The organism is Phytohabitans aurantiacus, assembly GCF_027923225.1.
Taxonomy (GTDB): Bacteria; Actinomycetota; Actinomycetes; order Mycobacteriales; family Micromonosporaceae; genus Phytohabitans; species Phytohabitans aurantiacus.
Genome location: NZ_BSDI01000001.1, coordinates 69,133 through 83,726, shown reverse-complemented (window position 1 = coordinate 83,726; position 14,594 = coordinate 69,133). Strand labels below are relative to the sequence as shown.

The following is a 14,594-nucleotide window of genomic DNA, read 5'->3' as shown; positions in this document are numbered from 1 at the left end:
CAGGAGGACCCGATGAAGAGAGCCCTGGCAATCGTGGCCGCCGCGATGCTGCTGGCCGCATGCGCTGACAACACCGAGGAGCCGGCCGCGCCCACCACGAGTGCGCCGGCGTACCCGGTCACCGTCGGCAGCCTCACGCTCGACAAGCAGCCCCAGAAGATCGTCGTACTCTCACCCAGCGCCACCGAGATGCTCTTCGCGATCGGGGCGGGTGCGCAGGTGACCGCCGCCGACGACAACTCCAACTACCCGGCCGAGGCGCCCAAGTCGGACCTGTCCGGGTTCCAGCCGAACGCCGAGGCGATCGCCGCCAAGAGCCCCGACCTCGTCGTGCTCTCCAACGACACCAACAAGGTCGTCGACCAGCTCACCGCGCTCAAGATCCCCGTGTACCAGGCGCCCGCCGCCACCACGCTCGACGACACGTACAAGCAGCTCACCGAGCTGGGCACGCTCACGGGTCACCCCGACGAGGCCGCCGACGTGGTGCAGCGCATGAAGGACGACATCGCGAAGCTGGTCAGGGACGTGCCGCAGCGCTCCGAGAAGCTCAGCTACTACTACGAGCTGGACCCCACGTTCTACTCGGTGACCAGCAAGACGTTCATCGGCTCGCTCTTCTCGCTGGCCGGCCTGGAAAACATCGCCGACGGCTCCGACGCCGACGGTGCGAAGGGCGGATACCCGCAGCTTTCCGCCGAGGTGATCATCAAGGCGGATCCCGACCTGGTCTTCCTGGCCGACAGCAAGTGCTGCCAGCAGTCGGCCGACACGGTCAAGGCCCGCACCGGCTGGTCCGGCATCACGGCCGTCAAGAACAGCCAGGTCGTCGCCCTCGACGACGACGTAGCGTCCCGCTGGGGCCCGCGCGTCGTCGACCTCGTACGCGCCATCGTCGACGCGGTCAGCAAGATCCCCGCGTGAGTAGGCTCCGCGGGCTCTGGGTGTTGATCGGGCTGGGCGCGGTCCTGGTGGCGGGCGTCGCCGGGATCGCGTTCGGCCCGGTCAGCCTGCCACCCGGCAGCGTCGCGGCCGAACTGCTCAACCTCATCCCCGGCGTGCACATCGACAGCGGCCTCACCGAGCGCGAGATCGCGATCATCACCCAGATCCGCCTGCCGCGCGTGGTGCTCGGCCTTCTCGTGGGCGGGATGCTCGCCCTGGCCGGCGGCTGCTACCAGGGCGTGTTCCGCAATCCGCTCGCCGATCCTCACCTGCTCGGCGTGGCCGCCGGGGCCGGGCTCGCGGTCACCGCCGTCATCGCGCTCCGGGTCAGCACCGGCCGGTCCGGCGGCGACGTGACGTCCGGCCTGCCGATCACCACCCCGATCGCGGCGTTCATCGGTGCGCTCGGTGCGGTCGCGCTCACGTACCTGCTCGGCGTCGCCGGTGGTCGCGACCGCTCCACGGCCACGCTGATCCTCGCTGGCGTGGCCGTCTCCGCCTTCCTCGGCGCCGGCCAGACGTACCTCATGCAGCGCAACGTCGACGCCATCCGCGAGGTCTACTCGTGGCTGCTCGGCCGCCTCGCCACCGCCGGCTGGCACGACGTGTTGATCATCCTCCCGTACGCGATCATCACCAGCGCCGTCGTCCTGCTCTACCGGCGCGAACTCGACGTGCTCTCCGTCGGCGACGACGAAGCCAGCAGCCTGGGCCTCCACCCGCAACGCTCGCGATACGTGCTCCTCGCTGCCGCCAGCCTCGGCACCGCCGCCGCCGTCTCGGTGTCCGGCCTGATCGGGTTCGTCGGCATCATCGTGCCGCACACCATCCGACTGCTTTTCGGCGCCAGCTACCGCGTGATCCTGCCGCTTGCGGTCCTCTTCGGCGGCGCGTTCCTCACGCTCACCGACCTGGTCGCCCGCACCGTCGCGTCACCCGCCGAGATCCCCATCGGCGTGGTCACCGCCTTCCTGGGCGCCCCCTTCTTCGTACTAGTCCTCCGCACCACCCGCCGGGTAGCGCTCTGATGCTCCCGCCCCCCAGCCCTTCGGGCCCGCCCCCCTTGACAGCCGTCGAGGTGTCGGACCTCCACGTCGTGCTCGACGGCGCCACGATCCTGGCCGGCGTCGACCTGACGGTCGCCACCGGCGAATGGGTCACCGTCATCGGCCCCAATGGCGCCGGCAAATCGACCCTCTTGCGCGCCGTCGGCGGCCTCCTGCCAGCATCGGGGTCCATCTCCCTATTTGGTACGCCCACGGCCCGACTGCCTCGGCGACAGCGAGCCCGCATCGTGGCGACCGTGGCACAGTCTCCGGTCGTCCCACCCGGCATGGTCGTCTTCGACTACGTACTCTTGGGCCGCACCCCCTACATCCGCCCGCTCGGCCGCGAATCCGCCGCCGACCTGGCCGCCGTCGACGACGTCCTGCACCGCCTGGACCTGACCCGCTTCGCCGACCGCCACCTCACCACGCTCTCCGGCGGCGAACGCCAACGCGTCTTCCTGGCCCGCGCGCTAGCCCAGGGCGCCACCCTGCTGCTGCTCGACGAGCCCACGAGCGCCCTGGACATCGGCCACCAGCAGGAAGTACTCGAACTTGTCGACCAGCTCCGCCGCGACGATGGCCTGACAGTCCTGGCAACGATGCACGACCTCTCGGTTGCCGGCGAGTACGCCGACCGCCTGCTCCTCCTAGCCAACGGCCGAGTCGCCGCCACCGGCACCCCCACGGAAGTCCTAACCGAGCAACTCCTCACAAACCACTACGCCGCCACCGTCCGCGTCCTAGACACCCCCAACGGCCCCGTAGTAATCCCCATCCGCCCCACCTAGCCCACCCGCGCGGCCGCGCACTGCGCCGCCCGCGCCGCGCACTGCGCCGCCCGCGCCGCGCACTGCGCCGCCCGCGCCGCGCACTGCGCCGCCCGCGCCGCGCCGACGGCGCCCCTCTTCCGCCGATCAAGGGCGAATGCACGTGGTTCGATCGCGTTTCCGCGTGCGTTTGCCCTTGATCCACGCGGATGGCCTTGATCGACGCCGCTCACGGCGCGCTGTCCCGCGGCGCCCGCGCGCTGTCCCACGCGGCGCCCGCGCGTCCTCGCGCGCTGTCCCACGCGGCGCCCGCGCGTCCTCGCGCGCTGTCCCACGCGGCGCCCGCGCGGCCGACCGCCGTCGCGCGCCGTCACGCACGACAGGGCCACGCGGTGCGAGCATCGGCGCGGCGACCTTGCAGTTGTCGCGACGAAATGCCCGCTTTGGGCCATGACAACTGCAAGATCGCCGGGCTTGGGTGCCGCACTCCGACAGTGCAGGCGGCGGAGACGGCGGCAAAGCCGCCGTCTCCACCGGCGATCAAGGGCATTCGCATGGATCAAGGGCGAATACACGCGGAAAAGAGATCGAACCGCGTGCATTCGCCCTTGATCGACGGAAAGGGGGCGCGGGGGCGCGGGCGCGCGGGTGGGTTGCGCCTCGGGGATACCTTGATCCCCGAGGTGGTGAGCGTGACTCTCGTTCGCGAACCGGCGACGATCGCCCGGCGGCTTCCTGCGGTGCAGCGGCGTCTTCGCCGTACTCCCGGGCGGCTGGGACTGGCCATGGCCGTACTCATCGTGCTGGGCCTCGCCACGGGGCTGGCCGGCGCGATCGGGGTGCGCCAGCGCATCGACCTGATCAACGGAGCGACCGCCCGAAACGGCGAGCTGACCGTCGCCGCCCAGCGGCTGTACCGGGCGCTCTCCGACGCCGACGCCACGGCCGCGAGCGCGTTCCTTGCGGGTGGCGTCGAGCCGGCCGCGATGCGTGAGCGGTACCAGGCCGACATCGCCGACGCGGCCGCCGCCCTCTCGATCGTGTCGGGCGGACGGGCCGGCGGTGAGGAGGGCGACGCGGCGGTCGCCAAGATTGCCGCCCAGTTGCCGGTCTACACAGGACTTGTCGAGACGGCTCGGGTCTACAACCGCCAGGGCGTACCGATCGGCGGCGCCTACCTGCGTGAGGCGTCCGGCCTGATGCGGTCGAGCCTGCTGCCGGCGGCGCAGTCGCTGTACGAGGCGGTTTCGGAGGAGCTGGACGACGCGCGGGACAGTGCCGGAGCCTTCCCTTGGTTCGCCATTTTCCTCGGGCTGGTGACGATCGCCGCGCTCATTGTCGTGCAGCGGTACCTGACCCGGCGCACCAACCGAGTCTTCAACGTCGGGTTGCTGGCCGCCACGGGGGCGGCTGCCGTCCTGGTGATCTGGCTGGCGGTGTCGGCGGTACTGGCGGCTGGGCGGTTGGACGCGAGCCGCGACGAGGGCTCCGCGCAGGTGGCCCGGCTGGCGGGTGCGCGGATCGCGGCGTTGCAGGCCCGGGCCGACGAGGCGCACACGCTGGTGGCACGGGGCAACGGCGCGGCGTTCGAGAAGGACTACGTCGAGGTGATGCCGCGGGTCACCCAGCTTCTGGTACTGGACGGTGCCGACGACGCCACCCAGGCGTACGCGCGGGCGGCGGACGCCGAGGCGCAGAAGTGGCTGGAAGCGCACAAGGATCTGCGCGCGCTCGACGAAGGCGGCCAGTACGGAAACGCGGTGACCGCCGCGATCGGCACGGAGCCCACGTCGACGGCGAGCATCGCGGGGAAGCTCGACGCGCAGCTCGCTGAGGCGATCGAGCACAACGGGAAGACCTTCACTCGGGAGGTGGACAGTGCCGCCGGGGCGCTGACGGCAGCCGACATCGGGGTCGGGCTGCTGGCGGCCCTGCTGATCCTCGGCGCGGCTCTGGGCATCCAGCGGCGGCTGGCGGAGTACCGATGAAAGGCGCGATCGGTGCGGCTCTGGTGGCGGCGATGTTCCTCGCCGGCTGTACGACCGCCGAGGCGCTGCCGGAGGGTCGGGCCGACGGTGGCGCACCCCGCCCGGTCGACGCCAAGGACCCCGCGGTCATTCCCTCCGGTGCCGCCGCCCCGGCCGGCTCCTGCGACCCGCGTGCAAGCCTGCGGCCGTCAGGCGCGTTGCCGGCGGCGGGCCGGATGCCGGCGGGCTCGACGATGGCGCAGATCGTGAAGCGCGGCCGCTTGGTCGTCGGTGTCGACCAGAACAACTATCGCTTCGGGTACCGCGATCCGAAGACCGGCAACCTGGTGGGTTTCGAGATCGACCTGGCGTACGAGATCGCGGAGGCCATCTTCGGCGACCGCAACAAGGTGCAGTTCCGCACGGTCACGACGGCCGAGCGGGAGAAGGCGATCCAGGAAAACACCGTCGACATCGTCATCCGCAGCATGACGATGAACTGTGACCGGTGGCAGCGGGTGGCGTTCTCCACTGAGTACTTCAGCGCGGGCCAGGCGATCCTGGTGGCGAAGGGCTCGGCGATCAAAGGGCTGAAGGATCTCACCGGACAGAAGGTGTGCGCGGCCACGGGCAGCACGTCGATCCGCAACATCGCGGCGAAGGCGCCACAAGCGAAACCGGTATCGGGCGCCGACGCCCTCGATTGCCTGGTGATGCTCCAGCAGAACCAGGTCGCCGCGGTCTCCACCGACGACGCGATCCTGGCCGGGTTCGCGGCGCAGGACCCGAGCACGGTCGTACTGCCGGAGCGGTTCACCGAGGAGCCGTACGGCATGGCGATGAAGAAGGAGTCGACCGACCTGGTGCGCTTCGTCAACGGCGTCCTCGAAGGACTGCGCGCCGACGGCACCTGGACCCGGCTCTACAACAAGTGGCTCTCCGCGCTGGGCAGCACGCCGCAGCCGCCCGCCGCCCGATACCAGGACTGAGCAATGGTTTCGCCGCCGATGAGCCGCGACGAGGTGGATTTCGCCATCGTCGGGCTGGTGGCCGCGCATGACCGGATCTCGGCAGCGATGTACACAGTGGACGCTCATCCGGGACTTGTCGTGTTGCGCCGCAACGATCTGCGGGGTACGACGCAGGCGGTGGCCGCCGAGACGCTGCCGCGTGTCGACACGCTGTGGTCGCAGTTCAGTGCGTTGAGGTCGGTGCTCGACCGGGTGAAGGCGGTACGGGCCGAGCGGTCCCGCCCGGGCGACGAGGAGCTGCAGGAGCTGACCATCCTGTTGCGTGGCCCGGTGCTGCCGTTGGGACCGGACGGCATGGTGGTCGAGGATCCGCTCGCCGGTCCGCCTCCGAACTGGGTGACCACGATGGGACTCGCCCAGGAGCTGGAGCGGGCCAGCGCCGAGGTCACCGACACGCTCGACGACGTGCAGACCGCGCAGGCCGAGACGGCCCACCGGTTCGAGCCGGTGAGCAAGGCGCTGGAGCAGGCCAGGCAGGTGGCGGATGTGCTCGGGTACGCCACCACGGGGTCCGATGTGGAGCGGCTGGACGTACGGCTGGCGGAGGCGACGTTCGCCGCTATGCGTGACCCGCTGGATCCGGTCGGTCCGGCGGCCGACCTGGTGCGCGATGTGGACGGGTTGGCGGCGAAGCTGGCCGACTACAGCCGGCTCCGCGACGCGTATCCGGAACGCATCCGGCGGCTGAAGGCAGCCCTCGACGAGGTGGCCAACGCCGAGGCGGTCGCGGCGGCGGCGTACTCGATAGCCCTTGAAAAGATCGCGAACCCGGGCTTGCCGGCGGCGCCCGACGCGGTCCCGGCCTTGCGCGCCCATATCGCGCAGCTCGACCAGCTCCACCGCGAGCAGCGGTGGCCGCGGCTGGCCGATGAGCTGTCCATCGTGGAGCGTTCGGTGACGGCGGCTCGCGAGCGGGCCGCGCACCTGCACCAGGCGGCCGATGGCCTTATGCAACGCCGGGCCGAGCTGCGCGGCCGGCTCGACGCCTACCGGGCTCGTACCGGACGGATGGCGCTGGCCGAGCACGCGCAGCTTTCGGAGCTGCATCGGGCCGCGCAGGAGCTGTTGTACACGAGCCCGTGCGACCTGCCGGCCGCAACCCGCGCGGTGGTTGCCTACCAGCGTTACCTCAACGAACTCACGGAGAGGGGACACCGATGAGGTGTGTCCGGGCCGACTGTCCCGGGTCGTACGGACCGGAGGGCTACTGCGACGAGTGCGGGCGCAAGAAGCCCGACAAGCCGCTGGCGAGCGTGCCGTCGGCCGCGTCTCCCGCGTCCGTGCCGTCTGTCGCCACGGTGAGTGCCGGGTCGACGCGCGCCAGCTCGGGCCGCACGCGTGGTTCTTCGCGTGGTGGGCTCGGCGCCGGTCTGATCGACATCGCTCGGGTGCCGTTGCGCGACCCCGCGACCGCGGTCATGCAGGACCCGAAGGTGGCCGAGGGCCGGCGGTACTGCGCGAAGTGCAACGAGGCGGTCGGGCGCGGCAAGGACGGAAAGCCCGGCCGCGTCGAGGGATTCTGCCCCAGCTGCGGCACACCGTTCTCGTTCGTGCCCCGCCTGCACCCCGGCGACATCGTCAACGACCGGTACGAGATGCTCGGCGCCCTGGCCTATGGCGGGTTGGGCTGGATCTACCTGGCCCGCGACCGCAACGTCGGCGACGCGGTCACTGAGCGATGGGTTGTCCTCAAGGGACTCATCAACACCGGTGACGCCGACGCGATGGCCTCCGCGGTGACCGAGCGGCGATTCCTGGTCGAGATGGACCACCCGAACATCGTGAAGATCTTCGACTTCGTCCAGCACCCGGATCCGAAGACCGGTGAGCTGATCGGGTACATCGTGATGGAGTATGTCGGCGGCCATTCGCTGCGCGACATCCTGGTGGCGCGGCGGGCCGAGGGTGCCCGGGTGCTGCCGCTGGCAGAGGTCATCGCGTACGGCGTCGAGATCCTGCCGGCCCTTGGCTACCTGCACGACCGGGGCCTCATCTTCTGCGACTTCAAGCCAGACAACGTGATCCACGCCGAGGAACAGCTCAAGCTCATCGACCTCGGCGGTGTGCGGCGGGCCGACGACGACGTGAGCGCGGTGTACGGCACGCCCGGATACCAGGCGCCGGAGGTGGCGGAGCTGGGTCCGTCGGTCGCCTCGGACATCTACACCGTCGGGCGGTCGCTGGCGGTACTGAGCTTCGAGTTCCGCGGGTTCTCCACCACGTACGCCCACGAGCTCCCGAAGGATGTGCCGCTGCTGGCGCAGGAGGAGTCGTACCACCGGCTGCTGCGCAGGGCCACGCACAAGGATCGCGACAGGCGCTTCCAGTCGGCGGCCGAGTTGAGCGAGCAACTGCTCGGCGTGCTGCGCGAGGTGGTTTCGGCGACAGACGGCATCGCGCGGCCGACGCTGTCCCGGCAGTTCACGCCGGAGCGGCGCGCATTCGGCACGGGGGCGGGCGAGGTCGGCGAAGAGACGGTCGCTGAGCTGCGTCCGTCCGATGTGGCCGCCGGGCTGCCGCTGCCGCAGGTCGACGTGCTCGACCCGGGCGCTGGTTTCCTTGCCACGTTGAGCGTCGCCGACCCAGCGGAGGCGGTGAAGCAGCTGGAGGCGGCACCGATGTCCAGTGTGGAGATAGTGCTCCGGCTGGTGCGGGCCCGCATCGAGAGCGGCGACCTGGCGGGCGCGAAGGCTGGGCTGGACGAGTTGGCCGCGACCGACCCGTTCGACTGGCGCATCGACTGGTACCGGGGCATCGCCGCGCTGGCGGGAGACAACGCCGCCGAGGCGCGGGTGTCGTTCGACGCCGTCTACGACGAGTTGCCCGGTGAGCCGGCCGCACGGCTGGCGCTGGCCGCCGCGGTCGAGTGCACGGGCGACGTGGACGCTGCCGCCAAGCTCTACGAGCGGGTCTGGCGCGTGGATCGCGGGTACATCAGCGCCGCCTTCGGACTCGCCCGTATCCGCCTGGCGGCGGGTGACCGTGCCGGCGCGCTCTCGGTGCTCGACCAGGTGCCCGACAGCTCCAGCCTGCACATCGCCGCGCAGGTGGCGGGCGTGCGTGCCAGCCTCAGAGCCGAGGCGCACGCGCTCAAGCACGACGACCTGGTCTCCGCGTCCGGCCGGCTGGAACGGATCACGCTGGACGTCGAGCGCCGCGCCCGGCTCGCCGTGGAGATGCTGGAGGCGGCACTGGGCTGGATCAACGGGTCGAGGCTTCCGGGGCACCGGCTGCCACCGGGCGCCAAGGTACTGGGCCACGAGTTGAGCGAGCGCGGGCTGCGCCTGGGGCTGGAGCAGGCGTACCGGGCGATGGCTCAGCTCGCGCAGGACCCCGATACGCGCATCGCGCTCGTCGACCGCGCCAACGCCGTCCGCCCGAGGACGCTCACGTGAGGGCCTGTCCCGAGCACGGCCCGCCGAGCGAGGCGGACCACCGGTTCTGCGAGGTTTGCGGGCGCAACCTCGACACCGGTGAGCCGCCGCGCGTGGAGGTGCCGACGGTGTGGGTGTCGTCGCGCGCGTCGGGTACGGCGTGTGGCGGTTGTGGTGAAACGTTCGCGACTTCCCAGGCGTACTGCGACCACTGTGGACGCCGCCGTTCGGTGGGGCGCGACCACGCGGAGCTGGACCTGGGCACCGTCGCCGCCGTGACCGACAAGGGCCGGCGGCGCCGCCGCAACGAGGACGCGGTCGTGGTGGGCCGGTCGGCCGGGCTCAACCTGGCCGTGGTGTGCGATGGCGTGTCCACATCGACCCGTTCCGACGCGGCCTCGCACGACGCCTCTGAGGCGGGACTCACGTCACTGCTGGCGGATCTGAGCCGGGGCGCCGACCCGGCGAAGGCCACTGTGGAGGCTGCCCGGGCCGCTGCCGCCGCCGCGCGGGCTGTCGCCGAGGCGAGCGACGGCGACGCGCCACCGAGCTGTACCTACGTCTCCGGCGTCGTGACACCGGAAGGCGTGACGGTGGGCTGGATCGGTGACAGCCGGGCGTACTGGCTCGGTTCCGACGCCGCCGGAATGACCATCGACGATTCGATGGCGGCTCTGATCGCCGCCGGCCGCCCGTTGCCGCTCGCACTCGAACCCGACCCGGAGTCGCGGGCGCTGATCCGTTGGCTGGGAGCCGATTCCGGCGATCCGGAGGCGCAGGTGATGTCGCTGCGCCCGACCGGACCGGGTCACCTGCTGCTCTGCTCCGACGGCCTGCACCACTACCTGTCCGACCCGGCGGCGCTGGCCGAAGCGATCGCGGGCCGGTCACCGATCGACGCCGCCCGCCACCTCACCACCGTCGCGCTGGACGGCGGCGGTCACGACAACATCGCGATCGCACTGCTCGCCTTCCCACCCCCAGGAGGACCCCTGCCATGACCGCGCAGTTCTCGGCCGAGATCGATCAGAACGAATACCTGCCTGAGGGTGGCCGAGTGGTCGACGCCATCATCACCGTGACCGCGCAGGGCGGCGACCTGCGCGACAACTCGCAGCCGCTCACCGCTGCCGAGGTCATCATGGTCGACGTCTCCGGCTCGATGAGCATGCCGGCCAAGAAGATCGCCGAGGCGAAGAAGGCCACCGCGGTCGCGATCGACACGCTGCGGGACGGTGTCGCTTTCGCGGTCATCGCGGGCACGGCCGGTGCTCACATGGTGTATCCCGGCGACGCGAAGATGGTGCCGGCGTCGGCGCAGACCAAGGCGGAGGCCAAGGCCGCCGTCCAGCGACTGCGCGCCGACGGTGGCACCGCCATCGGCCGCTGGCTGGACCTCGCCAACTACCTCTTCGCGGGCCAGCAGGCCGAGGTCAAACACGCCATCCTGCTCACCGACGGCCAGAACCAGCACGAGAGCCCGGAAGACTTCCAGCGGGTACTGGACGCGTGCGAGGGCAAGTTCGTGTGCGACAGCCGGGGTGTCGGCGAAGACTGGGTGGCTCGCGAGCTGCGGCTGATCGCCTCGACGCTGCTCGGCACGGCCGACGGCCTCGAAGACCCGGCGGAACTGCCCGCCGCGTTCCAGGCGATGACGGAGGGCGCGATGGGCAAGGCGGTCGCCGACGTGTCGCTGCGCGTGTGGTCGCCGGCCGGCTCGACGATCAAGTTCGTCAAGCAGGTGTACCCGCAGGTGGAAGACCTGACCGCCCGGCGCACCGAGGTGAGCGGCCGGATCGGCGACTACCCGACCGGCGCGTGGGGTGCGGAGAGCCGCGACTACCACGTCTCGATCGAGGTCGAGCCAGACGTGGTCGGCGAAGAGGTGCTCGCGGCCCGGGTCAGCCTGGTCAGCGGCGGTCAGGTGCTCACCGAGAAGCTGGTACTGGCGCGCTGGACCGACGACACCGCGCTCTCCACGAAGATCAACCCGCAGGTCGCTCACTACACGGGCCAGGCCGAGCTGGCGGCGGTCATCCAGGAAGGGCTCGAGGCCCGCGACGCGGGCGACATCGAGACCGCGACCGCCAAGCTGGGACGCGCGGTGCAGATCGCCAACGAGTCCGGCCACGAGGGAACCGCCAAGCTGCTCGCCCGCGTGGTAGACGTGGTCGACGCGCCGGCCGGCACGGTACGGCTGAAGAAGCAGGTGTCCGGTGTGGACGCCGAGCTGACGAACGTGCGGTCGACGGTGACGGTGCGGGTGAAGAAGAAGCAGGAGGAGGGCTGATGGCGACCTGTCCCAAGGGCCACGAGTCCGGCACCGCCGACTACTGCGACGTGTGCGGTGCCCGGATGGGCGGCGCGCCGGCGTCGGCTTCGCCGGCTGCCGCGCCGGCTTCCGCGCCGGACGCCAAGACCTGCCCCGTGTGCGGGTCCTCGCAGACCGGACGGTTCTGCGAGGAGGACGGATACGACTTCCTGCTGGCGCCGCCGGTTGGCGCACCGCCTGCTTCGACGCCCGCGCCGCCACCGGTTTCGGCGCCGCCCGCACCGGCCGGTGTGTGGCAGGTTGCCGTCCGCGCCGACTCCACGTACTTCGAGGTCGTCAAGGCGATGGGCGGCGAAGACGCGGGCTCGCTGGCATTCCCGCGCTTCGCGCCCGAGCGCCGCTTCCAGCTCTCCGGCGAGCAGATGGTCATCGGCCGGCGCAGCCGTTCGCGCGGCGTCAACCCGGACATCGACCTGACCGGGCCGCCAGAAGACCCGGGCGTTTCCCACATGCACGCGCTGCTGGTCGCGCAGCCCGACGGCTGGGCCGTCGTCGATCTGGAGTCCGCGAACGGCACGTACCTGAACGACCCGGCATCGGACCCGCTGGACCCGAACGTCCCGCATCCGCTCAAGAGCGGCGACACGATCTACGTAGGCGCCTGGACAGCCCTGTCGATCTCCTCATGATCAGGGCGTCCCTCAAGTCGCTAGAGCAACTTCAGGGACGCCCTGATCACTACATGGAGGGGTTACGCGATCGGGGTGATGTCGCGGCGGCGGCGAAGCACCAGGAGCGCGGCACCACCGGCGACGAGCGCGGCACCGAAGATCACGATGCCCGCCACTCCGGCGCCGGTGATCGGCAGGTCGCCCGAGCCGCCACCGCCGGCGCCCGGCGTGGTGCCCGGGGTCGCGCTGCCCGACGTGTCGGGGGAGACCGACGCCGATGGCGAGGGGCTCGCCGGCGGCGTGGGCGTCGACGTGCTGTTGCCCTTGGCCGCGCACGTGTGCGTCAGGTTGAACTGGTCCTGCGGCGACGTGCCGGTGATCTCCGCGGTGGCGCCGGTCAGCGTCCAGCCGGCCGCGGTGGCGATCCACGCCTTGCTGGTGCCCTTGTCATCGACGATCGCGCCGCCGTCGGTCGGGATCGTGCGGGTGACCGTGCCCCCCGACGTGCTGAACGTCGCGGTCACCGACACGAAATCGCCCGAGTTGCCGGGCAGGACGAAGACCCAGACGTCCTTGTCGGCGAACGGGCCACCCCCGAAGTCGCACCCCTGCTCGTAGTCGGCGGCCGTGGTGGGCACGTTGCCCGGGTTGATCGGGATCGTCGTAGCCGCCAGCGCGGGTGATGCCGCACTCAGCCCCACCGCGAGCGCCGCGCCGGCAATTGTGGCCAGGCGCACGAGCAAGCGTCCCCCCATTGTCTCTGTCCCCTCTTAAGGTTGTGCACAGGTTCGAGGCACGATCGCAGCAGGTCAGGCACGTCGCCGTGAACCCGCGAGCGGCCTGATCGCCATGGGCGCGCAGACGCATGTCGCCAACCAACGGCCACTTTTCGTGATCATGGCCGATTTTGGGTAACGGGCTCCTTCTGTACTTGAGTCCGACGGGCTCAAGTAAGCCGATCCTTCCCTGGTGGCGGGCCTGAAGGAAGGGTGTAGCCTGCTGGCTCGGCGCTATCCAGACGCGACGGGATCGATGCTTTGGACGACGAAGAACTCGCGAGGGCTCTAGCGGCCGCTGTGCGAGGTGACGCGGCGGCCTTCGCGGCGTTGTGGCACGCCCTGCAGCCGGCGCTGCTGCGGTACCTGCGGGTCATCGTGGGCGAGGCGGCCGAAGACGTGGCCTCTGAGACGTGGCTCCAGGCCGCGCGTGACCTGCGGGCGTTCGCGGGCGAGCCGCCCGCGTTCCGGGTCTGGCTCTTCCGCATCGCGCGCCACCGCGCGATCGACGAGCGCCGCCGCGCCCGCCGCCGCCCGGAGGAGCCGCAGGACCTGACCGACCAGGACATCGCGGGCAGCGCGCCCGACGCGGCGGCCGAGGTCATCCAGCGGTCCGACACCGACTGGGCGCTCAGCGTCATCGCGTCGCTGCCCAAAGACCAGGCCGAGGCGGTCACCCTGCGCGTGGTGGCGGGCCTCGACGTGGCGCAGACGGCACAGGTACTGGGCAAACGCCCCGGCGCGGTGCGGATCGCCGCGATGCGGGGGCTGCGGCGGCTGGCCGGTCACGCGGAGGTCCAGGCGAGGCGGGCGGCGATCCGGCCCTCCCTCGGCCTGAACTCGGCCCGGCCGGAAGGGGTGTAACGCCGTGGGCCTGTGGGACGCCCTTTTGGGCAAGATGTTGATCGCACGAAAGCGCCGGATCGGGTCCCGCGAGGCGGAGCAGATGCTCTCCGCACCGGGCTCGAATCCCGCGCACCCCGAATTGAGCTACCTGCTCGCCGCGGCGGCGGCCCCGCCCCGCTCCGACGAGCTGGTCGGCCTGGCCGCGGCGGTCGCCGCGTACGAGCGGGCCGGTCTCACGGCCGGTGAGACCGCCGTGCCGGCCGCGCGCCGCTCCTGGCTGACCCGGTCGATCGCCGTCAAGGCGGCCGCGGGCACAGCCGTCCTGCTGTTCGGTGGCACCGCACTGGCCGCCGAGACCGGCAACCTGCCAGACGCCGCCCAGAAGCACGCCCACGACCTGTTCTCGGGGCTGGGAGTGCCGCCCGCCGGCCGCGCCAGCGCCACCCCGACACCGGCTGGCCCAGCGTCCGCGCTGCCCACTCCGGCGCCCAGCCCGAGCAACCACGGCCGCACCATCAGCCCTTCCAGCCCGGCGACACTCGGGCTGTGCCGGGCCTGGGATGCCAGCGAGAAGAACCCGACCGGCAAGAAGATGGCGTCGGAGGCGTTCGAGGACCTGTCTCGGGCGGCCGGTGGCGAGGCGAACATCGCCGAGTTCTGCGCACCTCTGCTCGACGCCGGCCCAGCCGAAAACGGGCAGGGCCCGCCGTCCGCCAAGCCCAGCCATCCCAATGAAGGCAAGGGGCGCGGGCGCCCCACGACGACTCCGCACCAGAAGGGGTAAAGGGGCACCCCTCTGTGGCCGGTTTCGCAACCTCCCCCAGATCTGCGAAGCCAGCCAGGCACCCCGGTGTGGGCCGCACGCACCCGCACCGGGGTGCCACCCCGTCCTCGAT

The 14,594-nt window shown here is 71.3% G+C and carries 13 protein-coding genes; 12 read left to right on the top strand and 1 reads right to left on the bottom strand.

Annotated features, from left to right (window positions below; genetic code table 11):
- Positions 1-12: 12 nt before the first annotated feature.
- The 10 genes from QMG73_RS00380 to QMG73_RS00335 all read left to right on the top strand — a co-directional run bounded on the left by QMG73_RS00380 (position 13) and on the right by QMG73_RS00335 (position 12,094).
- Positions 13-924 carry an ABC transporter substrate-binding protein gene (locus tag QMG73_RS00380; protein WP_281891631.1) on the top strand — a complete coding sequence of 304 codons (912 nt, stop codon included), beginning with the start codon at positions 13-15 and terminating at the stop codon, positions 922-924.
- Positions 921-1,973 carry a FecCD family ABC transporter permease gene (locus QMG73_RS00375; protein ID WP_281891630.1) on the top strand — a complete coding sequence of 351 codons (1,053 nt, stop codon included), beginning with the start codon at positions 921-923 and terminating at the stop codon, positions 1,971-1,973. Before QMG73_RS00380 ends, QMG73_RS00375 begins: the two co-directional genes overlap by 4 nt.
- Positions 1,973-2,782, top strand: a complete 810-nt coding sequence (locus QMG73_RS00370; protein WP_281891629.1) for an ABC transporter ATP-binding protein — start codon at positions 1,973-1,975, stop codon at positions 2,780-2,782. The genes QMG73_RS00375 and QMG73_RS00370 overlap by 1 nt, the downstream gene beginning before the upstream one ends.
- A gap of 671 nt (positions 2,783-3,453) precedes the next feature.
- Complete coding sequence (locus tag QMG73_RS00365) at positions 3,454-4,749, top strand: hypothetical protein (RefSeq protein WP_281891628.1); 1,296 nt, start codon at positions 3,454-3,456, stop codon at positions 4,747-4,749.
- The gene (locus tag QMG73_RS00360; RefSeq protein WP_281891627.1) at positions 4,746-5,717 is read left to right on the top strand and encodes a glutamate ABC transporter substrate-binding protein; all 972 of its coding nucleotides are present in this window, start codon (positions 4,746-4,748) and stop codon (positions 5,715-5,717) included. Before QMG73_RS00365 ends, QMG73_RS00360 begins: the two co-directional genes overlap by 4 nt.
- A gap of 18 nt (positions 5,718-5,735) precedes the next feature.
- The gene (locus tag QMG73_RS00355; protein WP_281891626.1) at positions 5,736-6,920 is read left to right on the top strand and encodes a hypothetical protein; all 1,185 of its coding nucleotides are present in this window, start codon (positions 5,736-5,738) and stop codon (positions 6,918-6,920) included.
- Positions 6,917-9,154, top strand: coding sequence for a serine/threonine-protein kinase (locus QMG73_RS00350; protein WP_281891625.1), 2,238 nt, complete (start codon positions 6,917-6,919; stop codon positions 9,152-9,154). Before QMG73_RS00355 ends, QMG73_RS00350 begins: the two co-directional genes overlap by 4 nt.
- Entirely contained in the window at positions 9,151-10,134 is a 984-nt protein-coding gene (locus QMG73_RS00345; RefSeq protein WP_281891624.1) for a PP2C family protein-serine/threonine phosphatase, read from the top strand. Before QMG73_RS00350 ends, QMG73_RS00345 begins: the two co-directional genes overlap by 4 nt.
- A complete protein-coding gene (locus QMG73_RS00340) occupies positions 10,131-11,423 on the top strand; it encodes a VWA domain-containing protein (RefSeq protein ID WP_281891623.1) in 1,293 nt (430 codons plus the stop codon). The genes QMG73_RS00345 and QMG73_RS00340 overlap by 4 nt, the downstream gene beginning before the upstream one ends.
- Positions 11,423-12,094 carry an FHA domain-containing protein gene (locus QMG73_RS00335; protein WP_281891622.1) on the top strand — a complete coding sequence of 224 codons (672 nt, stop codon included), beginning with the start codon at positions 11,423-11,425 and terminating at the stop codon, positions 12,092-12,094. The genes QMG73_RS00340 and QMG73_RS00335 overlap by 1 nt, the downstream gene beginning before the upstream one ends.
- Before the next feature lie 62 nt (positions 12,095-12,156).
- Here QMG73_RS00335 and QMG73_RS00330 read toward each other — a convergent pair whose 3' ends face one another.
- Positions 12,157-12,831: an LPXTG cell wall anchor domain-containing protein gene (locus tag QMG73_RS00330; protein WP_281891621.1), complete on the bottom strand. Its 675-nt coding sequence runs from the start codon at positions 12,829-12,831 to the stop codon at positions 12,157-12,159.
- A gap of 282 nt (positions 12,832-13,113) precedes the next feature.
- On the opposite strand from QMG73_RS00330, the gene QMG73_RS00325 reads away from it, so the two are divergent.
- On the top strand, positions 13,114-13,716 hold the full coding sequence (locus QMG73_RS00325) for an RNA polymerase sigma factor (RefSeq protein ID WP_281891620.1): 603 nt from the start codon (positions 13,114-13,116) through the stop codon (positions 13,714-13,716).
- 34 nt (positions 13,717-13,750) lie between these two features.
- The gene (locus QMG73_RS00320) at positions 13,751-14,482 is read left to right on the top strand and encodes a hypothetical protein (RefSeq protein WP_281891617.1); all 732 of its coding nucleotides are present in this window, start codon (positions 13,751-13,753) and stop codon (positions 14,480-14,482) included.
- Positions 14,483-14,594: the final 112 nt, after the last annotated feature.